Consider the following 18,734-nt stretch of genomic DNA (forward strand, 5'->3'; position numbering starts at 1 on the left):
ATGATCTCCTGCCGGCTCCGCCCCCGCGCCGGGCCCCGCACCGGCACCCGAGGGGGTGGTTCCCCGGCGCCAGCCGCGTGCCGTGCCCACAGGTCCCGGGCCCAAACGTGGCGTGGGCCTCTGTGGCATCGGTCAAACACGTTAACCCTGCACGTCGCAGCCGGTACCCTCGGCTTCCGACCAGCGCCCGGAGAGCGGTGCAACACGCCCGAGGCGGAGGACCAGGGCGCCGGACCGGCGCCGGACAGGAGGTCGGAGTGGCCCTCGTCGTGCAGAAGTACGGCGGATCGTCGGTCGAGAGCGCGGAGCGGATCAAGAAGGTCGCCGAGCGCATCGTCCGCACCCGCAAGGAGGGTCACGACGTCGTCGTCGTCGTGTCCGCGATGGGCGACACGACGGACGAGCTGACGGACCTCGCCGAGCAGGTCTCCACCGGAGCCCCGCCGCCGCGCGAGATGGACATGCTGCTCACCGCGGGCGAGCGCATCTCCAACGCCCTCGTCGCGATGGCGATCCACTCGCTCGGTGCCGAGGCCCGCTCGTTCACCGGCTCCCAGGCCGGCATGCTCACCACCAACAAGCACGGCGACGCGCGGATCGTCGAGGTGAACCCGCACCGGCTGCGCAGCGCGCTGGCCGAGGGGCAGATCGTGCTCGTCGCCGGGTTCCAGGGCATGAACGAGGACTCGAAGGACATCACCACGCTCGGCCGCGGCGGCTCGGACACCACCGCCGTCGCGCTGGCCGCGGCGCTCGACGCGGACGTCTGCGAGATCTACACGGACGTCGACGGCATCTTCTCCGCCGACCCGCGGATCGCGCCGAAGGCCCGGCACCTCGAGACCGTCACCTACGAGGAGATGCTCGAGCTCGCCGCGTGCGGCGCCAAGGTGCTGCACCTGCGGGCCGTCGAGTACGCCCGCCGCTACAACGTCCCGCTGCGCGTCCGCAGCAGCTACAACGAGAAGCCCGGCACGCTCGTCGCCGGCTCGATCGAGGAGATTCCGTTGGAGAACCCCATCATCACCGGGGTCGCGCACGACCGGTCCGAGGGCAAGATCACCGTGACGGGCGTGCCGGACACCCCCGGCATGGCCGCCCGGATCTTCCGCGTCGTGGCCGATGCCGAGATCAACATCGACATGGTGCTGCAGAACATCTCCAACGCGTCGGACAAGAAGACCGACATCACCTTCACCCTGCCCCGCTCGGACGGCCCCGCCGCCGTCGCGGCGCTGGAGAAGTCGAAGGAGCAGATCGGTTACGCCGAGCTGATCTACGACAACGAGGTCGGCAAGGTCTCGCTGGTCGGCGCCGGCATGCGCAACCACCCCGGCGTCACGGCCAAGTTCTGCGAAGCCCTCTCGGACGCCGGGATCAACATCGAGACCATGAACACCTCCGAGATCCGGATCTCGGTGATCTGCAAGTCGGACCAGCTCGACGAGGCCGTCCGCGCGCTGCACGCCGCGTTCGAGCTCGACTCCGAGGAAGAGGCCGTCGTCGCGGCCGGGACGGGGCGCTGAACCATGGCCGGACCTGTGCTCGCCATCGTCGGCGCCACCGGTGCCGTCGGCACCACCATGATCGAGATCATCGACGCCCGCGAGTCCGTGCCGTGGAGCGAGATCCGGCTGATCGCCTCCGCGCGGTCCGCCGGCAAGGTGCTGAAGGTCCGCGGTGAGGACGTCACCGTGCAGGCCCTCGCCCCCGAGGTGTTCGACGGCGTCGACATCGCCCTGTTCGACGTGCCGGACGAGATCTCCGCCGAGTGGGCCCCGGTCGCCGCCTCCCGCGGCGCGGTGGCCGTGGACAACTCCGGCGCCTTCCGGATGGACCCCGAGGTGCCGCTGGTGGTGCCGGAGGTCAACGCCGAGGCCGCCGCGAACCGGCCCAAGGGGATCATCGCGAACCCCAACTGCACCACGCTGTCGATGATGGCCGCGATGGGCGCGCTGCACCGCGAGTTCGGGCTCGAGGCGCTGGTCGTGGCCTCATACCAGGCGGCGTCGGGCGCCGGGCAGCCCGGTATCGACCGGCTGCAGGCCGAGCTGTCCGCGGTGGCGGGAAAGGACGTCGGCAAGAAGGCCGGGGACGTGGCCGCCGCGGTCGCGGACCTCGGCGACTCGCCCTTCCCCGCGCCGCTGGCGCTGAACGTGGTCCCGTGGGCCGGCTCGCTCAAGGACGACGGCTGGTCGTCCGAGGAGCTGAAGGTCCGCAACGAGTCCCGCAAGATCCTGGGCATCCCGGACCTGCGGGTGTCGGCGACCTGCGTGCGCGTGCCGGTGATCACCACCCACGCGCTGGCGGTGCACGCCACCTTCTCCCGCGAGGTCACCGTCGAGGCGGCGCACAAGGTGCTGTCCACGCAGCCCACGATCGTGCTCGAGGACGACCCGGCCGCCGGCGTGTGGCCCACGCCCGCCGCCGTCGTCGGGCAGGACCCGACGCACGTCGGCCGGGTCCGGCAGGCGCTGGACTTCCCGAACACCCTCGAGCTGTTCGTCTGCGGCGACAACCTGCGCAAGGGCGCCGCGCTGAACACCTACGAGATCGCGGAGACCATCGCCGACCAGGTCTGATCCCTGGCTGATCCACTGAACGAACGGCACTCTCGCTCACATCTAGTGAGCGAGGGTGCCGTTCGTCCGTCCGGAGCGTGAGATGCGCCCCATGGGGCCGTCCCGACCTGCCGGTGGCCCGGTCCGTCCGAGAGTATTGGCGCCGTGAGCTACGACGAGCTGCTGACGCGGTACGAAGCCGGTGGCGGGCGCCTGGCGAAGGCCAACGCGGAGGGCCTGGCGGTTCCGCCAGCCCTGCACACGGCGGTGGTCACCTGCATGGACTCGCGCATCGACGTGTTCGCCCTGTTCGGGCTGAAGCTCGGCGAGGTGCACGTGCTGCGGAACGCCGGTGGCGTCGTCACCGACGACGTCATCCGCTCGCTGACCATCAGCCAGCGCAAACTGCACACCCGCGACGTGCTGCTCGTCCAGCACAGCGGTTGCGGCCTCAACACCTTCTCCGACGAGGAGTTCACCGAGGAGCTCGCCGAGGAGACGGGGATGCGCCCGTCGTGGCGCACCTTCGCGTTCAAGGACGTGGCGCAGAGCGTCGCGCGGGGAATCGCACAGTTGCGGCACGACCCGTTCCTGCACCCGGAGACGCGGGTCCGGGGGTTCGTGCTCGACATCGAGCAGTTCGTACTCGACGAGGTGTTCGTCGGCGACGATGCGGCCGAGGTCAGGTCAGCCGCAACGTCGTGAGGACCGCCCGGTGGTCACTGCCGGGCAGGTCCAGCACCTCGAAGGACTCGGCCGTCGCGCCCCGGTTGGCGAACACGTGGTCGATCTCCGTGCCCAGCCAGCGCGGGAGCGAGGCGGGCCAGGTCGCGGTGAGCGCCGAGCCGCGCTGCGAGGCGGCGTCGCCGCAGTTCGCGGTCGCCTCGCGCAGGACGGAGTGGTCGAGCGTCGCGTTGAAGTCGCCGGCCACGATCGCGGGCGAGGCCGCCGAGCACCACTGCGCCACGCCGCCGAGGTCCTGCCGCCACTGGGCGACCGAGCCCGCGGTGGGCGCGACCGAGTGGAAGGCGACGAAGGTCAGGTCGCCCATCTCCCCGCCGGAGACCCGGACGTACGGGAAGGGCGAGTCCGGCGTGATCCGGCCGACGTCGAAGGTCACGTCGCCGAACCGCGGCGACACCGCCGCGACCACACCGTTGACGTCCTGCGAGCGGCGGTCGACGGACGCCTCCGTGCGGTAGCCGAGGTCCTCGACGAGCGGCGCGAGCTTCTGCCGGTAGCGCTCCCCGGCCTCGGGCAGGGCGATCAGGTCCGGCCGCTCGCGACGGATCACGTCGGCGAGGGCGCGCACGTCCGCGTCGCCCGTGTAGACGTTGAAGGACAGCACCTTCACCGGGGTGCCCGCCGTCGGGAGCGGGTCGGCGGAGAGCCGGGGCACCATCGTCGACGCCGTGACGGCGACCACGACCAGCATGGCCAGCGGGAACGGCCAGGCACGGCGCATCCCGAACGTGACCAGCACCAGCGCGAGCGCGACGACGGTCACGGCCACCAGCAGGATCGCCCGGAACGCGACGATCTGGGTGAACGGGCTCCACCGGTCGAGTCCGAACCACAGGTCCGGCACGGTGAAGACGGACGCGGCGAGCGCGAGCAGGACCGCGCCGACGATCCGCCCGCCCGAGCCGCGCCGGGCCCGGCGACCGCCGCCGTGACCGGGCTCGGGGATGCGCGGAGGCGGCGGGCCGGAGCGCTTGCGGGCAGCGGGGACGGCGGGCGGGTGGGGCCCCGGGGGCGCGCTCACCGCGACCCGCCGGAGCGGTGCGGGGTCGGGGACTCGCTCGGCTCGCTCATCGCGGACCAGTCTGCCCGAGCACCGGCCGCCACCGGTTCGCTTACTCAGCGTGGCTTCAGGTGGTGCGACGGATCCCGGGCCGGGTCGGAAACTTGACTGTGTCCAGAAGACGTGGTCGAGTGGACGTACGGGCGCGGTTCCCACCACGGCGGTCGGCCCCCGCACCTCCTCCCGGGGTGCGGGGGCTGACCCGCGTCAGGGCCCGCACACCTCGGGATGGCGCTCGCACCAGGGCGTGGTGCCCGGGAGCCGGCCGCGGTGCCGCGCGATCCACCCGTACACGCGGTCCTGCACCGGGGCGGTCCGGGAGTAGAGCCGCTCGGGCAGGTCCGTGCGCAGCGCGACCGCCAGCGCCGCGTTGACCGCCGCCGCCCCCGTGACCGTCCGCCCGTCGGCGGCGAAGTGGACCCGGTCGGCGCAGGCCGCGGTCGTCGCGCCGGCCCGTTCCGGGGCCCCCGCCTGCTGGTAGGGGAGCGTGGTGATCCGCGCGTCCCGGTCGAGCAGGCGCAGCCAGCCGACCGTGCGGGTGCAGAAGCCGCAGCGGCCGTCGAAGACCAGCACGCCGGTGGTGGGAGGCGTCATGGGCGCCAATCTAGGCTCGGCGCATGACCGATGCCGGGCCTCAGGACCCCGTGACGATCTGGCACAACCCGCGCTGCTCGAAGAGCCGCGGTGCGCTGGCGCTGCTCACCGAGCGCGGCGTGGACCCGGCCGTCGTGCGCTACCTCGACGACGCGCCCGACCGGGCCGCCCTGGAACGCGTGCTGGCGCAGCTGGGCACGGACGACCCGCGGGCGATCGTGCGGACCGGCGAGAAGCTCTACAAGGAGCTCGGGCTCGCCGACGCGGACCGGGACACCCTGATCGACGCCCTGGCCGCGTACCCGATCCTGATCGAGCGGCCGATCGTCGTCGTCGGGGACCGGGCCGTGGTCGGTCGTCCGCCGGAGAAGGTCCTCGACCTGCTCTGACGGACGTGCGTGGCAACTGCCCTGGAGCGGCAGTTGCCGCTCACGGCTAGCCGACGCGGGTGACGACCGGGCTGAGCGGGGCCCGGACGTGCAACATCCCGCCGGTGATCTCCGCGGTCGGGCGCAGGCCGGCCCGGCGCAGCAGCTTGACCACCCGCATGTTCTGCGTGTGCGTGGTCGCCACCAGCTCCTCGCTGCCCTGCTCCACGGCCACCTCCGCGGCGCGGCGCACCAGCGCGGTGCCCAGCCCGCGCTCCTGCCAGGCGTCCTCCACGACCACGGCGAAGGAGGCCGCGGCGGCGGCCGTGCGCTCGACGTTGACCATCCCGACCGCGCTGCCGCCGTCCGTGGTGAGCGCGAGGACCGTGCGCTGCGCCCCGCGCCCGAAGACCGTGTGCGGCGCCCCGACGAGCGTGTCCAGCTCGTCCGGGTCCAGCCGCGGGGAGGAGGAGAGGAACCGGGCGCTGCGCGTCTCCGGCGAGCAGCGGGCGTGCAGGGCCGCGACCAGCGGGAGGTCCGTCGGGGTGGCGGTGCGCACCCGGACCTCCGAACCGTCGACCAGCAGCAGGATCGGGTCCAGCTGCGTGATCATCCGCGACGGTGCCCCGCTGAGGGAGAGCTGGGCCGCGAGCTCGAGCAGCGCGGCGGCCCGGGACAGCTCGGTGGCGGTGAAGGGCCAGGAGCGGCCCAGGTGCACCTGCGAGGTGCCGACCCGGAGCGTGTGCACGTGCCCGCCGCGGACCGGCGCACCGGGCTCCACGATCCGCGCCCGCAGCAGCGTGGCGACGGCCTGGGGCGCGCTGCCCGGATCGGCCGCGACCATCCGGGCCAGGGCGAGCGCGGTGGTGGCGGTGTCCGCGAGCTCCGTCGCGTCCGCCCGCACGAGCAGGGTGCACGGGATCCCGGCCTGCTCCACCGCGGCGACCATGCTCGCCGGTTCGATCCCGTCCGGGATCTTGACCAGCAGCTCGTCCGTGACCGACCCGTCGTCGGCCGGTTCCCCCACCACGTGCAGCGAGAGGATGTTGCACCCGGAGCGGCCGACCGCGGTGGCCAGCTCGCCGAGCCGGCCGGGTCGATCCTCCAGCTCCACGTGCACGCGCCATAGCGCCACCGTGACCGCCTCCTTGCCGAATCGACCCCATCGTGGCGGCGACGCATTACGGGTTCGCTACACGGGCGTGACGCCTAGGTGCGCGCGACTGTGATCCTCTCCAGCGCCCGCCGCGCGAAGTCGATCTCGGTGGCCACGTGCCGCAGCGTCTCGGCGACGACGAGCGAGCCGTGCCCGGCGTCGAACCGCGCGACCTCGTAGGGCAGGTCACCGCGCTCGCGCAGCGCGTCGAGGTAGTTGTCGATCTGCCGGATCGGGCAGCGCGGGTCGTTCTCCCCGGCCAGCACCAGCACCGGGGCGCGCACCTCGCCGACGTAGGTCAGCGGCGACGCCTGCCGGTAGCGCTCCGGCACCTCCTCGGGTGATCCCCCGAACAGGGCGCGGTCGAAGGCGCGCAGCTGCTCCATCTCGTCCGCGTACGCGGCGAGGTAGTCCGCGACCGGCACCCCGGCGAGCGCGGCGGCCCACCGCTCGGGCTGCGTGCCCGCGGCCAGCAACGCCAGGTAGCCGCCCCACGACCAGCCCTCGACCACCGTGCGGGCGGGATCGGCCAGCCCGGCGGCGACGACGGCGTCGTGCACCGCGGCGACGTCCTCCAGCTCGGTCAGGCCCGGCCTGCCCTCGATCGCGTCCCGCCAGGCCGAGCCGTAGCCCGTCGAGCCGCGGTAGTTGACCTCGACGACGGCGAATCCGGCGTCGACCCACGCCGCGCGGGCGGCGGAGAAGCGGTCCTCGTCCGCGGCGTGCGGGCCGCCGTGCAGCGCGAACACCGCGGGGAAGGGGCCCTCTCCGGCCGGTCGGGCGACGAGGGCGTGGACCTTCCCGCCCGGCCCGTCCACCCACAGGTCCTCGACCGCGACGGAGTCCGGCGCGGGCTCCCCGGGCGGGGTGAGCAGGCGCCGGTCCGTGCCGTCCGGGTGCAGCGCCCGCACGGCCGACGGCGTGGCGGCCGAGGAGCTCGAGTACTCCACCGTCCCGTCGGGCCGGACGTCGGCCGACCCGATGCAGCCCGGCGCGGTCGGGAGCTCGGTCAGCTCGCCGGTGGCCAGGTCGTAGCGGTGCAGCCGGGTGCGGGCGGCGTGGGTGTGCCAGACCAGCAGCGCCGAGGCGTCGGGGTAGAAGTCCGCGTCGACCTCGCCGGGCAGGCCCAGGTCGAGCTCGGTCTCGGTGTCCGCGACGACGTCCCAGATCAGCAGCTCCTCGCGGCCGCGGCGCTCGTGGCCCACCAGCAGCCGCTGGTCGCCGCGCACCGGTGCGAAGGCGATCGGGCTCAGGCCCTTGCCCGGCCCGTCCGACTTCTCGGCGACGAGCCCGCCGTCGACGGTCGTGACGCGCAGGGCGGGGTGTCGGGAGTCGCCGTGCTCGGAGTGGCTGATCGCGACCAGGGTCTCGTCCTCGGAGAGGCCGCCGACGCCGGCGTCCTCGGCGTGGTGGTAGATCCGGGTCGCGGGTTCGGTGGAGCCGCGGCGGTGCAGCCAGATGCTGGTCCCGTCGTCCGTCGAGGTGCCGACGACGACGAGCTCCCGGCCGATGTCGAGGCCCGCGGGGTAGCCGTCCTCGACGCCCGGCAACGGGTTCGCGGGCTCGTCCCCGGCGGGCAGCCCCGCGAACGGCTCGGCGACCCAGTGGCCGAACTCGTCGCCGTCCGTGTCGGCGAACCACCAGACGTGCTCGCCGTCCGGCGGGAGGGTGGCGAAGTGGGTGCCGGCGGGCCGGTCGGTGACCTGCCGGTGCAGGCCCGTCGCCCGGTCCCAGGTGTGCACCTGGGTGGTGCCGCTGGCGTTCGACGAGTACACGCTGCGGTCCGGCGCGTCGAGCGCCCAGGCGGGCCGGGACATGCGGACCGCGGTGAAGCGGGCGCGCCAGCGCTGCTCGCGCTCGTCGTCGAAGAGCCGTTCGGGAACGGGCGCGGCGGGGTGGCCCGGGACTGCCGTACTCACCTCACCGATCCTGCACGATGAGCCCGGTGAGCCGCAGGCGGTTGATCGCGGCCAGCTCGGCGCGGGTGCGCCGGGCCTCCTCCTCGGGGGTGTTGCCCAGCCGCTCGCGCAGCACGGCCAGCAGCTCGTCGGCGCTGCGGCCGGAGGCGCACACGAGGTAGACGTGCCCGAAGCGGCGCTCGTACTCGGCGTTGCCCTCGGCCACGGCGGCGCGGACCTCGTCCGGGGCCGCGGACATCCCGGCCTGCTCACGGGCGGAGGTGGCCGAGTGGATCGCCCGCTCGCCGATGCGCGGGTGCCCGGCCAGGGCGTCGGAGATCCCGCCCGCGTCGAGCCGGTCCAGCTCGGCGTCGGCGGCGGCGAGGAGGGCGTCGAGCTCGTCGTAGGGCCGGCCGTCGACCACGGCCTCGGCCCACGCGGGGGAGGAGCAGACCGCGAGCAGGGCGGCGACGGCGTCGGGTCGGGGAAGGTGGTCGAAGGCAGCGGTCGTCGGGGAGCGGGTGCCGGCGGAGCGGGTGGCGGGGCGGGGGTCCGGGGAGGTGGGGCCCGTCATGCGCACAGCATGGATCGCGCCGCGCATCCGGGCGATCCCTGATCCGTCACACCGCCCGGACGGGCAGCATGGAGGCGTGAGCGAGCCCGTGCGCCCTGAGGACATGCGTGTCTCCGACGCCGACCGTGCCCGGGCCGCGCGGCACCTGCAGTGGGCGCAGGGCGAGGGCCTGCTGGACCTGGGCGAGTACGACACCCGCTCCCGGGACGTGTGGGAGGCGAGGACCCGCGGGGAGCTGGACCGGCTGGTCCGGGACCTGCCGGCGGTCCCGGCCCGGCTGCCCGAGCCGGGTGCCCGGCGGCGGGTCTTCTCCGACACCGGCGGCGGCACGGCGATGCGGGTCCTCACGATCATCTTCACCACGATCGCGGTGGTGAACCTGGTGGCGTGGGGGATCGTCTCGATCACCACCGGCGAGCTGCTCTACCCGTGGTTCCTGTGGACCGGGCTGCCGCCGCTCGCCGCGCTCGGGGTGCTCTACGCGTTCGGGATCGGGCGGCCGCGGCCCGGCGCCTGAACCGGCCGATGGCAGGGTCAGTGCGCGGCCAGCTCGGGGGAGCCGACGAGCATTCCGATCGCCTCGGCGACGTCGGCGCCGGACGGGGCGTCCTCCGGGTCCACGACCCACTGCACCATCAGCCCGGTGAGCAGGGCCTGGTAGAAGCCGCCGAGCACGCGGGCGCGGTGGTCGGCCTCCGCCGCGTCCTCCGGCAGGGCGTGGAACATCGAGGCCAGCTCCTCGCGGGTCCGGCGCTGTGCGCCCACCAGCGCGTCGTGCAACCGGGGCGAGCGCGCGGACTCGGCGAGCGACTCCACGTAGGTGACCCACAGCCGTCGCTCACGGGTGAACAGGTCGACCACGGCGGTCCAGGTCTGCGCGACCCGCTCCTCCGGCGACGCGGTCGGGTCGACCTCGGCGAACGCGCCGTCGAGGGCCTCCGCCCACTCCGCGGCGCTGCGCACCGCGGCCTCGGTGAGCAGGGCCTCCTTCGAGCCGAAGTGGTAGCCGATGGAGGCGAGGTTGGTGCCGGAGACGGCGACGACGTCCCGCGCGGTCGTCCGGCCGAAGCCCTTCTCGTACAGGCAGTCGGCGGCGCCGTCCAGCAGGTCCTCGCGATGTCCCATGGGCGGCGACAGTAGTAGACGATCAAGACACCCGTCTGGGACGGGTGTCCATCGTGTCGGTCACTCCGTGGTCACGCTCCGCGCCGAGGTTCGGCACGCCGTCCCTCGCCCGGGTGTCGTCTCCTGCGTGATGCGGGGTGTCCGGTTTTCGGACACGGCGCCCCGCGTGACGCGTCGCACGATCGACGGTGCCCCTCCCCGCGCCACCTGCGCGGTGCGAGCAGTGAGGATCGACGACGATCAGGAGCATCCCCGTGACCCGACTGCGGTTCGGCACCTTCCTCGCCCCCTTCCACGTGCCCGGGCAGAACCCGACGCTCGCCCTGCAGCGCGACCTCGACTTCGTCACGCACCTGGACCGGTTGGGCTACGACGAGGCCTGGATCGGCGAGCACCACTCGGCGGGCAGCGAGATCATCGCCTCGCCGGAGATCTTCATCGCGGCCGCGGCCGAGCGCACCCGCAACATCAAGCTGGGCACGGGCGTGACCTCGATCGCCTACCACAACCCGCTGTGGGTGGCGGACCGCATGGTCATGCTCGACCACCTGACCCGCGGCCGGACGATGCTGGGCGTCGGTCCGGGCTCGCTGCCGACCGACTCCGCGATGATCGGGCTGAACCCGACCGACACGCGCGAGCTGCTCGACGTCAACCTCGACATCATCGTGCGGCTGCTGCGCGGCGAGTCCGTGACGCAGCAGACCAAGACGCACAACCTGATCGACGCCCAGCTCCAGCTGCGGCCCTTCACCGACCCGTGCTTCGACATCGCTGTCGCCGCGGTCGCCTCGCCCACCGGCCCGCGACTCGCCGGCCGCTACGGCGCCGGCCTGCTGTCGATCGGCGCCACCCTCACCCAGGACGGCTTCGACGCCCTGGCCCACCACTGGGGCGTCGTCGAGGAGCGGGCCGCGCACTTCGGCCAGCCGACCCCGAACCGCTCGGGCTGGCGCCTGGTCGGGCTGATGCACATCGCCGAGACCAAGGAGCAGGCGTACCGGGACGTGGAGTTCGGCATCGTGCCCTGGTTCAACTACTTCCAGAAGGTCGCCGCCTTCCCGCAGATGGACGTCGGCGACTCGACGGACATCAAGGGCATGATTGACTTCATCAACGAGGCCGGGATCGGCGCGATCGGCACGGTCGAGGACGCCCGCGCCCAGGTCCAGCGGCTGTGGGACCAGAGCAACGGCGGCTTCGGCTGCATGCTGCTCCTGGGGCACGACTGGGCGAACCCGGAGGCCACCAAGCGCTCCTACGAGCTCATCGCCCAGCAGGTGTTCCCGCACTTCCAGGGCCAGGCCGAGAGCACGCTCGCCGCGAAGCAGCGCGCCCTCGACACTCGCGAGGCGCACGCCGCGACCCAGCTCGCCGCCGTCGACCACATGACCGCGAAGTACGAGAAGGAGCTGTCCGAGAAGGGCTGACGTCCCTCGCCGACGACAGGGGGCCGGGCCGGTGCGGCCCGCCCCCGTCGTGGGTTCCCGGTCAGCTCGCGGCGGCCCGGCGTAGCCGCAGCCGGGCCGTCGAGGACTCCTTCAGCGGCACCATCCGCCCCGCCGTGGCCAGGCCGTGCGGTGGCATGTTGTGGTAGATCGCCTCGTACTCGCCGGCGCGGACCAGGTAGGTCTCGTGCCAGATCCCGGCGCCCTCGTGCCGGGTGGCGCGCCGGTAGTAGTTCAGCCAGGCCGCCCGGTGCAGGTCCCCGGGATCGCGCGCGAAGGCCTCCAGGTGCTCGAACGAGCGCCAGTACTGCACGATCAGCAGCCCCGCCGTCTGGTAGCCGAGCAGGCCCTTCCCGGGGTCGCGGCTGAGCTCCTTCAGCATCGCCCCCATGCCCCGGCGCCCGCCGAGGTCGAGGAACGTGCGGATCGGGTGGCGCAGCGACAGACGCGCCCCGATCACGAAGACCACGAAGTCCCCGTCGATCTCCGCGGTGTGGTGCCCGTACCGGATGTCGGCCATCGTCACTCCCCTCCTTGCCGGAGCCGAGCGGGTGCGGCGCGCTCCTGATACCGCCCCTTGACAGGCAACTCATCGGTTGCCTATAAAGGCAACCGTCGGGTTGCCCGAGGGAGGTGCGAGATGGACGAGGTGTTCCGCGCGCTCGCCGATCCGCACCGCCGCGCGCTCCTGGACCGGCTGCGGCTGCGCAACGGGCAGACGCTGCGCGAGCTGTCCGCGGGGCTCGACATGACCCGGCAGGCGGTGACCAAGCACCTCGCGGTGCTGGAGGCCGCCGGTCTCGTCACGACCCGGCGCCGGGGACGGGAGAAGCTGCACCATCTCGACGCCGCACCCATCGACCTGATCGCCGAGCGCTGGATCGGCCGGTACGCCCGGGAGCGCGTCCGGGCCGTCGCCGACCTCCGCGCGGCGCTGGAGGGAGCACCCGTGTCACCGACCGAGTTCACGTACACGACCTACGTCCGCACCACCCCGGAGCGCCTGTGGGAGGCGCTCACCGATCCCGCCTTCACCCGCCGGTACTGGGGCGTGGCGTTCCGCACCGAGTGGCGGAAGGGGGCGCCGATGGTGTGGGAGGAGAACGGCCGCGAGACCGTCGACCCCGAGCAGGTGGTGCTGGAGGCGGACCCGCCGCGCCGGCTCGCCTACACCTGGCACACCTTCACCCCGGAGTGGGCCGCGGCCGCCGGGATCGACGAGGAGACCCGCGCCCGCATCGCCGGCGAGCGCCGCTCGCGGGTGACCTTCGAGATCGACCCGGAGGGCGACGTCGTCCGGCTGACGGTCGTGCACTCGGACTTCGAGCCCGGCAGCCGGGTCGTCGAGATGGTGGGGCAGGGTTGGCCGCGGCTGCTGGCGGATCTGAAGACGCTGCTGGAGACCGGGGACCTCCAGGGGGCCTAGCCTAGCCGCGGGCCTGCGAGGGCGGGTGGCCGTAGCGGCGGCGGTAGGCGGCGGCGAAGCGGCTCGCGCTGGAGAAACCCCACCGCGCGGCCGCCTCGCTGGTGGTGAGCGCGGGATCGGCGAGCAGGTCGGCCCGGGCGCGCTGCAGGCGGATCCCGCACAGGTACTCGGTCGGCGTGCACCCGACCCACTCCCGGAAGCCCTCCTGCAGCCGCCGCACGCTCGTGCCGGCCACCGCCGCCATGTCGCCCGCGGTCCAGGCCCGCCCCGGGTCGTCGTGCAGCCGGTCGACCACGCGCGCGACGATCCGCGGCCGCGCCGGCGCCCCGTCCCCGGCACCGGGGCAGCTGGCCAGCAGGAACCCGGCGGCGATCGCCCCGGCCAACTGGTCCTTCACCGGACCGCAGCCGCCGAAGAGATCGGGATCGTGCAGGTGGGCGGCCATGCTCCCGACGAGCTGGCGCCACGCCCGCCCCGGGCCCGCGGCCAGGTCCAGCTGGTCCGGCAGCAGGCTGCGGACCGTCACGCGGTCGTCGCCCAGCACCCGCTCGGCCTCGCGGTCGAGCCAGGCCTGGTCGAACTTCACCCCGAGCACGGTGCAGGTGCCGTCCCAGTGGCTGATCAGCGACGGCGTGTCGGCGCGGAAGACCGTGGCCTGGCCGGGCAGCGAGACCACGGGCCCGTGCCGCCCGCGGCTCTCCAGGTGCCCGGTCAACGGCAGGTTGATCTCGTAGGAGCCCGGGTAGTCGCACTCGATCCGGACGTCCGCCCCCCAGCCGACGTGCCCGACGAGCACGGCGCCGAGATCGAGCGTGCGCAGCGTGAGGCGCGGCTCCCGGCCCCCGCCGAGCAACGTCAGCTCGTGCGGGAAGTACGCCTGCGCCACGGCACGGGAGGCCTGGTCCCAGTCCCGGGGAGCTGCACGGCGCCGTGCGGACATGCAGGTGAGCCTACCCGAGAGTGACCTCACGAACTCGCCGCGCGATCCGTACCGGCGCCGCGCGACGCGTGTCGCCGCGGCCGTCGTCGCTGCCTACCTTCGCGTCCCATCCCGGACACGCCATCCCGGACACCGCTGTGGGAGGAGACGGTCGATGACGACCACCGAGAAGCCCGATCTGTCCTGGCTCGACGACGTCACCATGACCGAGCTCGAGCGCAACCCGTACAAGACCTACGAGCGGCTGCGGGCCGAGGCCCCGCTGGCCTACGTCCCGGTGCTCGGGTCGTACGTCGCCTCCACCGCCGAGGTCTGCCGCGAGGTGGCGACCAGCCCCGACTTCGAGGGCGTGATCACCCCGGCCGGCGGGCGGACCTTCGGGCACCCCGCGATCATCGGCGTCAACGGCGACATCCACGCGGACCTGCGGTCGATGGTCGAGCCGGCGCTGCAGCCCGTCGAGGTCGACCGCTGGATCGACGAACTGGTCCGCCCCATCGCCCGCCGCTACCTCGAGCAGTTCGAGAACGACGGGCACGCCGAGCTCGTCTCGCAGTACTGCGAGCCGGTCAGCGTGCGCTCGCTCGGCGACCTCCTCGGCCTGCAGTCGGTCGACTCCGACACGCTCCGCGAGTGGTTCGCCAAGCTCAACCGCTCCTTCACCAACGCCGCCATGACCGAGGACGGCGAGTTCGCCAACCCCGAGGGCTTCCGCGAGGGCGACGAGGCGAAGGCCGAGATCCGCGCGGTCGTCGACCCGCTGATCGACAAGTGGATCGTCGAGCCGGACGACAGCGCGATCTCGCACTGGCTGCACGACGGCATGCCGCCAGGGCAGACCCGCGACCGCGAGTACATCTACCCGACGATCTACGTCTACCTGCTCGGCGCGATGCAGGAGCCTGGCCACGGCATGGCCTCCACGCTCGTCGGCCTGTTCAGCCGGCCCGAGCAGATGGAGGAGGTCGTCGACGACCCGGTCCTGATCCCGCGGGCGATCTCCGAGGGCATGCGCTGGACCTCGCCGATCTGGTCGGCCACGGCACGCATCTCCACCACGGACGTCACCGTCGCGGGCGTCGACATCCCCGCCGGCACGCCGGTGATGCTGTCCTACGGGTCGGCCAACCACGACACCGGCGTGTACGACGCGCCGTCGACCTACGACCTCCACCGTCCGCCGCTGCCGCACCTCGCCTTCGGCGCCGGCAGCCACGCGTGCGCCGGCATCTACTTCGCGAACCACGTCATGCGGATCGCGCTGGAGGAGCTGTTCGAGGCGATCCCGAACCTCGAGCGCGACACCCGCGAGGGCGTCGAGTTCTGGGGCTGGGGCTTCCGCGGACCGACGAGCCTGCACGTCACCTGGGAGGTCTGAGATGGGCTTCGCGGTGACCGTCGGCGGTCGCCGGGTCGAGTGCGCCGCCGACCAGAGCCTGCTCGACGCCTGCCTGCGCGCCGGGCTGTGGATGCCGAACTCCTGCAACCAGGGGACCTGCGGCACCTGCAAGCTGCAGGTCGTCGGCGGGGAGGTCGACCACCGCGACTCCCCGTCCGACACCCTGACCGCGGAGGAGCGGGCGGCGGGCATGGCCCTGGCGTGCCAGGCGCGCCCGCTGTCCGACGTCGAGGTGGGCGGGGCCGGCTCGGCCCGGACCACCCACCCGCTGCGCGATCTCGCGGCGACGGTGCTGGAGGTCGCGGACATCGCCCGCGACACGCGCCGGATCCTGCTGGGGCTGCCCGAGCCGCTGGCCTTCTCGGCGGGGCAGTACGTCGAGCTGGTCGTGCCGGGGTCGGGGGCGCGGCGGCAGTACTCGCTGGCCAACACGGCCGACGAGGACAAGGTGCTCGAGCTGCACGTCCGGCGGGTGCCGGGCGGGGTGGCGACCGAGGGCTGGCTGTTCGACGGCGTCGCCGTCGGCGACGAGGTCCGGGCCGTCGGCCCGCTCGGCGACTTCCACCTCCCGCCCGAGTCCGACGACGACGGCGGCCCGATGGTCCTCATCGGTGGCGGCACCGGCCTCGCCCCCCTGATCGGGATCGCCCGCACCGCGCTGGCCCGGCACCCCTCGCGCGAGGTGGTGCTCTACCACGGCGTGCGGGGTGCGGCGGACCTCTACGATCTCGACCGCTTCGCCGAGCTCGGGGAGCAGTACCCCGGGTTCCGCTTCGTGCCGGTGCTGTCGGACGAGCCGACGCCGGAGCACCGCTCGGGGTTCCCGACGGACGCCTTCGTCGAGGACATCCCCACCGCCAGGGGCTGGTCGGGCTGGCTCTGCGGCCCGCCCGCGATGGTGGAGGCAGGGGTGAAGGCCTTCAAACGCCGCCGCATGGCCCCCCGCCACATCCACCGCGAGAAGTTCACCCCCGCCGACGCGCTGGGCTGACCGGGCACGAGGGGCTGCGGGGCGGGACGGCCCGGGCGGAGGATGCTCCGCCCGGGCCGTCCTCATTGCTGACGAGACGCGGCGGCCGAGCGCGCGAAGTCAGGTGCTCGGCAGTCGCTCGGTGGAGCCCTCGGCCAGTGCCCGGTCGATCTTCTCCAGAGCGCCCCTGACCAGCTCGCCGTAGGCGTCGTCGCCCAGCGCGTCGGACGTGGCTCGCGCCTTCTCGAGCAGCTCGCCGGCGCGGGCCGCGTCACCGAGCCGGCGGTGGTCGTCGGCGACGCTCAGGTACAGCGACGGCAGGAAGCTCCGAACCTGCAACGACCGGTCGAACTGCTGCGCCCGCTCGTCGGTCACGCCGTCGACCGCGGCCAGAGCGCGCTCGTCCCACATCAGCTCGTCGCGGTCGTCCTTCTGCAGGTCGGCCAGGAAGTGCGCGATCACGCAGCGGTGGAAGTCGTCACCTCCGGCCTGCTCGACCTCCGCCCACGCCGCCTCCAACTGCCGCCGGGCGGTCTCTCGATCGCCGGCCTGCCCACGCTGCACGGCGGCGGTCACCCGGGCCATCACGTCGTCGCCCATCTGCGCCTCTCCTCGTGGTTGCGGAGAGACCACGGTCGGTCAGGAGGCCTCGGCCACCGGCTGGCGGAGGATCGTCCGGAGCTTCGACGGGGCGGCGCGCCGCGGGTCGCTCAGGTAGATCTCGTGGTGCCTGCCGACCATGGTCAGGCCGTGCTGCGGAATGAACTCGTGGTGCATGTGCCGCAACAGCTCCGCTTCGTCGTCGTACGCACCGACGTGGAGCGCCTGGACGCAGCGTCCCTCGGCCAGGGTCTCCATGCGGACCTCGTCCAGCCGCGCGGGTGGCTCCTTCGCGCGCACCCGTGCGACGGCCGCGTCGAACATCTCACCCGTGATCCAGTCCGGGACCATGATCATGAGGGTCCAGTGCCAGCGGGACTTGTCCCGGACCGTCGTGAACAGGTCCATCTCGTCGGCCCACCAGAGGCCTTCGAGCGGCATGACGACGTGGTCGCGACCGAGATCCTTCTTGCTGGCGAACTTGAGCGCGTAGGCGAGGGGATAGAGCGCCGCGACCGCGGCCTCGTACACCGGCGTGTTCGGGTCGCCGTGGCCGTCGATCATCAGGTACCGGAGATCCGGCACGTCCACGATCTCCGGCGAGTCGCGCGTGGCCGTGTAGCACGGCAGCTCCCGCTTCAGGTCCACCTTGTTCGCCATCGGCCCCGACGATGCCGGACGCGAGCGCGGATGCCGAGGGCATTTCCGCTGCACGAGGTCGACCGGTACCTCGTCCGGCGACCGGAGAGCCGCGGGAACGACGAAGGCCCAGGTCTGTCGACCTGGGCCTTCGAATTCTGGTCGGGGTGACAGGATTTGAACCTGCGACCTCTTCGTCCCGAACGAAGCGCGCTACCAAGCTGCGCCACACCCCGAGGGCCCGCGGCTTCCCGCCGAGCCGTGGTGAACTCTACCCGACCGTTCCGGCGGCCTGCGCGGGGGTGGCCCTTGCGGCGTCGGCGGCGGCCGGGCGGGGCACGAGGGTCAGCAGGCTCGCCTCCGGCGGGCACGCGAAGCGCACCGGCGCGTAGGGCGAGGTGCCCATCCCCGCCGAGACGTGCAGCCAGGTGTGGGCGCCCCAGCGGGAGGCGCCGCGGGCGCGCGAGCGGTCGATCCCGCAGTTGGTGACGAGCGCGCCGTACCCGGGCAGGCGAAGCTGCCCGCCGTGCGTGTGGCCGGCCAGGACGAGGTCGACGCCGTCGGCCGCCATGCCGTCGAGCACCCGCGGCTCGGGGGAGTGGGTCAGCCCGAGCCGCAGATCGGCCGTCATCGGGCCGGAGACGCTGTCGTAGCGGTCCAGCGACAGGTGCGGGTCGTCGACCCCGACGACGCCGATCCGGCGGCGGTCGACGTCGAGGAACAGCCGCTGGTGCGTCGCGTCCTGCCAACCGCGCTCGACGAACGCCGCCCGCAGGTCCCGCCACGGCAGCGGCTCGCCGTGGATCCGGCGGTCCGAGCTGCGCAGGTAGCGGGCGGGGTTCTTGGGGGTGGGACCGAAGTAGTCGTTGCTGCCGAACACGAACAGGCCCGGCTTCTCCAGCAGCGGCCCGAGCGCGGCCAGCACGCCCGGCACGGCCCGCGGGTGCGCCAGGTTGTCCCCGGTGTCCACGACGAGGTCCGGCTCCAGCGCGGCGAGCTCGGCGACCCACCGCTTCTTGCTCTCCTGGCCCGGCGTGAGGTGCAGGTCCGAGACGTGCAGGATCCGCAGCGGCCGGCTGCCCTCGGGCAGGACCGGCACGGTGGCCTCGCGCAGCGTCCACCGACGTCGCTCGTACCCGGCCGCGTAGGCGATCCCCGCGGCTCCGGTGGTCACGGCGCCGATGGCCAGGCGGGCGAGGCTGTTCACGTGTCCCAGGGTACGGACCCTCCCC

General features: G+C 73.3%; 20 protein-coding genes and 1 tRNA gene. 9 read left to right on the forward strand and 12 right to left on the reverse strand.

The annotated features are described in order from the left end of the window. Window positions 1-257 precede the first annotated feature (257 nt). From ABD990_RS24885 to ABD990_RS24895, 3 genes are all read left to right on the forward strand, one after another. The gene (locus ABD990_RS24885; protein ID WP_345383158.1) at window positions 258-1,526 is read left to right on the forward strand and encodes an aspartate kinase; all 1,269 of its coding nucleotides are present in this window, start codon (window positions 258-260) and stop codon (window positions 1,524-1,526) included. Window positions 1,527-1,529: 3 nt separating this feature from the next. Continuing rightward, window positions 1,530-2,582, forward strand: coding sequence for an aspartate-semialdehyde dehydrogenase (locus ABD990_RS24890; protein WP_345383159.1), 1,053 nt, complete (start codon window positions 1,530-1,532; stop codon window positions 2,580-2,582). Between the two features lie 144 nt (window positions 2,583-2,726). Continuing rightward, on the forward strand, window positions 2,727-3,266 hold the full coding sequence (locus tag ABD990_RS24895) for a beta-class carbonic anhydrase (protein WP_345383160.1): 540 nt from the start codon (window positions 2,727-2,729) through the stop codon (window positions 3,264-3,266). Here ABD990_RS24895 and ABD990_RS24900 read toward each other — a convergent pair. Together ABD990_RS24900 and ABD990_RS24905 are read right to left on the reverse strand one after the other, a co-directional pair. Then, window positions 3,244-4,326: an endonuclease/exonuclease/phosphatase family protein gene (locus ABD990_RS24900; RefSeq protein WP_345383161.1), complete on the reverse strand. Its 1,083-nt coding sequence runs from the start codon at window positions 4,324-4,326 to the stop codon at window positions 3,244-3,246. The two genes, ABD990_RS24895 and ABD990_RS24900, sit on opposite strands and share 23 nt — an antisense overlap. A 246-nt stretch (window positions 4,327-4,572) precedes the next feature. Next, on the reverse strand, window positions 4,573-4,959 hold the full coding sequence (locus ABD990_RS24905; protein ID WP_345383162.1) for a thiol-disulfide oxidoreductase DCC family protein: 387 nt from the start codon (window positions 4,957-4,959) through the stop codon (window positions 4,573-4,575). Window positions 4,960-4,982: 23 nt separating this feature from the next. Between ABD990_RS24905 and arsC the strand changes: the two genes are divergently transcribed. Further along, complete coding sequence (arsC, locus tag ABD990_RS24910) at window positions 4,983-5,348, forward strand: arsenate reductase (glutaredoxin) (protein WP_345383163.1); 366 nt, start codon at window positions 4,983-4,985, stop codon at window positions 5,346-5,348. 46 nt (window positions 5,349-5,394) lie between these two features. On the opposite strand, the gene ABD990_RS24915 is transcribed toward arsC, so the two are convergent. From ABD990_RS24915 to uraD, 3 genes are all read right to left on the reverse strand, one after another. Then, entirely contained in the window at window positions 5,395-6,462 is a 1,068-nt protein-coding gene (locus ABD990_RS24915; RefSeq protein WP_345383164.1) for a GNAT family N-acetyltransferase, read from the reverse strand. A gap of 74 nt (window positions 6,463-6,536) precedes the next feature. Then, entirely contained in the window at window positions 6,537-8,402 is a 1,866-nt protein-coding gene (locus ABD990_RS24920; RefSeq protein WP_345383165.1) for a S9 family peptidase, read from the reverse strand. Window position 8,403: 1 nt separating this feature from the next. After that, entirely contained in the window at window positions 8,404-8,955 is a 552-nt protein-coding gene (uraD, locus tag ABD990_RS24925) for a 2-oxo-4-hydroxy-4-carboxy-5-ureidoimidazoline decarboxylase (RefSeq protein WP_345383166.1), read from the reverse strand. A 76-nt stretch (window positions 8,956-9,031) separates the two neighbouring features. Between uraD and ABD990_RS24930 the strand changes: the two genes are divergently transcribed. Continuing rightward, window positions 9,032-9,472: a DUF1707 SHOCT-like domain-containing protein gene (locus ABD990_RS24930; protein ID WP_345383167.1), complete on the forward strand. Its 441-nt coding sequence runs from the start codon at window positions 9,032-9,034 to the stop codon at window positions 9,470-9,472. Between the two features lie 17 nt (window positions 9,473-9,489). Here the strand turns inward: ABD990_RS24930 and ABD990_RS24935 are convergent, their stop codons facing one another. Beyond that, window positions 9,490-10,080 (reverse strand): TetR/AcrR family transcriptional regulator, encoded by a 591-nt coding sequence (locus tag ABD990_RS24935; RefSeq protein ID WP_345383168.1) that lies wholly within the window; start codon window positions 10,078-10,080, stop codon window positions 9,490-9,492. Window positions 10,081-10,334: 254 nt separating this feature from the next. On the opposite strand from ABD990_RS24935, the gene ABD990_RS24940 reads away from it, so the two are divergent. Then, entirely contained in the window at window positions 10,335-11,510 is a 1,176-nt protein-coding gene (locus ABD990_RS24940; RefSeq protein WP_345383169.1) for an LLM class flavin-dependent oxidoreductase, read from the forward strand. A 61-nt stretch (window positions 11,511-11,571) separates the two neighbouring features. Here ABD990_RS24940 and ABD990_RS24945 read toward each other — a convergent pair whose 3' ends face one another. Continuing rightward, window positions 11,572-12,048 (reverse strand): DUF4188 domain-containing protein, encoded by a 477-nt coding sequence (locus ABD990_RS24945; protein WP_345383170.1) that lies wholly within the window; start codon window positions 12,046-12,048, stop codon window positions 11,572-11,574. A gap of 120 nt (window positions 12,049-12,168) precedes the next feature. Between ABD990_RS24945 and ABD990_RS24950 the strand changes: the two genes are divergently transcribed. Then, a complete protein-coding gene (locus ABD990_RS24950; protein ID WP_345383171.1) occupies window positions 12,169-12,954 on the forward strand; it encodes an ArsR/SmtB family transcription factor in 786 nt (261 codons plus the stop codon). Between the two features lies 1 nt (window position 12,955). On the opposite strand, the gene ABD990_RS24955 is transcribed toward ABD990_RS24950, so the two are convergent. Next, window positions 12,956-13,894, reverse strand: a complete 939-nt coding sequence (locus ABD990_RS24955) for an AraC family transcriptional regulator (RefSeq protein WP_345383172.1) — start codon at window positions 13,892-13,894, stop codon at window positions 12,956-12,958. 154 nt (window positions 13,895-14,048) lie between these two features. On the opposite strand from ABD990_RS24955, the gene ABD990_RS24960 reads away from it, so the two are divergent. Next, window positions 14,049-15,272, forward strand: coding sequence for a cytochrome P450 (locus ABD990_RS24960; protein WP_345383173.1), 1,224 nt, complete (start codon window positions 14,049-14,051; stop codon window positions 15,270-15,272). Between the two features lies 1 nt (window position 15,273). Next, window positions 15,274-16,284 carry a 2Fe-2S iron-sulfur cluster-binding protein gene (locus tag ABD990_RS24965; RefSeq protein ID WP_345383174.1) on the forward strand — a complete coding sequence of 337 codons (1,011 nt, stop codon included), beginning with the start codon at window positions 15,274-15,276 and terminating at the stop codon, window positions 16,282-16,284. Window positions 16,285-16,383: 99 nt separating this feature from the next. Here the strand turns inward: ABD990_RS24965 and ABD990_RS24970 are convergent, their stop codons facing one another. The 4 genes from ABD990_RS24970 to ABD990_RS24985 form a co-directional block, all read right to left on the reverse strand. Next, window positions 16,384-16,863: a hypothetical protein gene (locus ABD990_RS24970; protein ID WP_345383175.1), complete on the reverse strand. Its 480-nt coding sequence runs from the start codon at window positions 16,861-16,863 to the stop codon at window positions 16,384-16,386. 39 nt (window positions 16,864-16,902) lie between these two features. Further along, window positions 16,903-17,523: a GyrI-like domain-containing protein gene (locus tag ABD990_RS24975; protein ID WP_345383176.1), complete on the reverse strand. Its 621-nt coding sequence runs from the start codon at window positions 17,521-17,523 to the stop codon at window positions 16,903-16,905. Between the two features lie 138 nt (window positions 17,524-17,661). Then, window positions 17,662-17,738, reverse strand: a tRNA-Pro gene (locus ABD990_RS24980). Between the two features lie 35 nt (window positions 17,739-17,773). Then, entirely contained in the window at window positions 17,774-18,709 is a 936-nt protein-coding gene (locus ABD990_RS24985) for a metallophosphoesterase (RefSeq protein WP_345383177.1), read from the reverse strand. Between the last annotated feature and the right edge of the window lie 25 nt (window positions 18,710-18,734).

The organism is Pseudonocardia yuanmonensis, assembly GCF_039542425.1.
Taxonomy (GTDB): Bacteria; Actinomycetota; Actinomycetes; order Mycobacteriales; family Pseudonocardiaceae; genus Pseudonocardia; species Pseudonocardia yuanmonensis.

Coding starts and splice junctions, on each gene's coding strand:
- ABD990_RS24935 (WP_345383168.1), bottom strand. CDS start 10,080: ATGGGACATCGCGAGGACCTGCTGGACGGCGCCGCCGACTGCCTGTAC.
- ABD990_RS24960 (WP_345383173.1), top strand. CDS start 14,049: ATGACGACCACCGAGAAGCCCGATCTGTCCTGGCTCGACGACGTCACC.
- ABD990_RS24945 (WP_345383170.1), bottom strand. CDS start 12,048: ATGGCCGACATCCGGTACGGGCACCACACCGCGGAGATCGACGGGGAC.
- ABD990_RS24970 (WP_345383175.1), bottom strand. CDS start 16,863: ATGGGCGACGACGTGATGGCCCGGGTGACCGCCGCCGTGCAGCGTGGG.
- ABD990_RS24955 (WP_345383172.1), bottom strand. CDS start 13,894: ATGTCCGCACGGCGCCGTGCAGCTCCCCGGGACTGGGACCAGGCCTCC.
- ABD990_RS24890 (WP_345383159.1), top strand. CDS start 1,530: ATGGCCGGACCTGTGCTCGCCATCGTCGGCGCCACCGGTGCCGTCGGC.
- uraD (WP_345383166.1), bottom strand. CDS start 8,955: ATGACGGGCCCCACCTCCCCGGACCCCCGCCCCGCCACCCGCTCCGCC.
- ABD990_RS24975 (WP_345383176.1), bottom strand. CDS start 17,523: ATGGCGAACAAGGTGGACCTGAAGCGGGAGCTGCCGTGCTACACGGCC.
- arsC (WP_345383163.1), top strand. CDS start 4,983: ATGACCGATGCCGGGCCTCAGGACCCCGTGACGATCTGGCACAACCCG.
- ABD990_RS24950 (WP_345383171.1), top strand. CDS start 12,169: ATGGACGAGGTGTTCCGCGCGCTCGCCGATCCGCACCGCCGCGCGCTC.
- ABD990_RS24965 (WP_345383174.1), top strand. CDS start 15,274: ATGGGCTTCGCGGTGACCGTCGGCGGTCGCCGGGTCGAGTGCGCCGCC.
- ABD990_RS24905 (WP_345383162.1), bottom strand. CDS start 4,959: ATGACGCCTCCCACCACCGGCGTGCTGGTCTTCGACGGCCGCTGCGGC.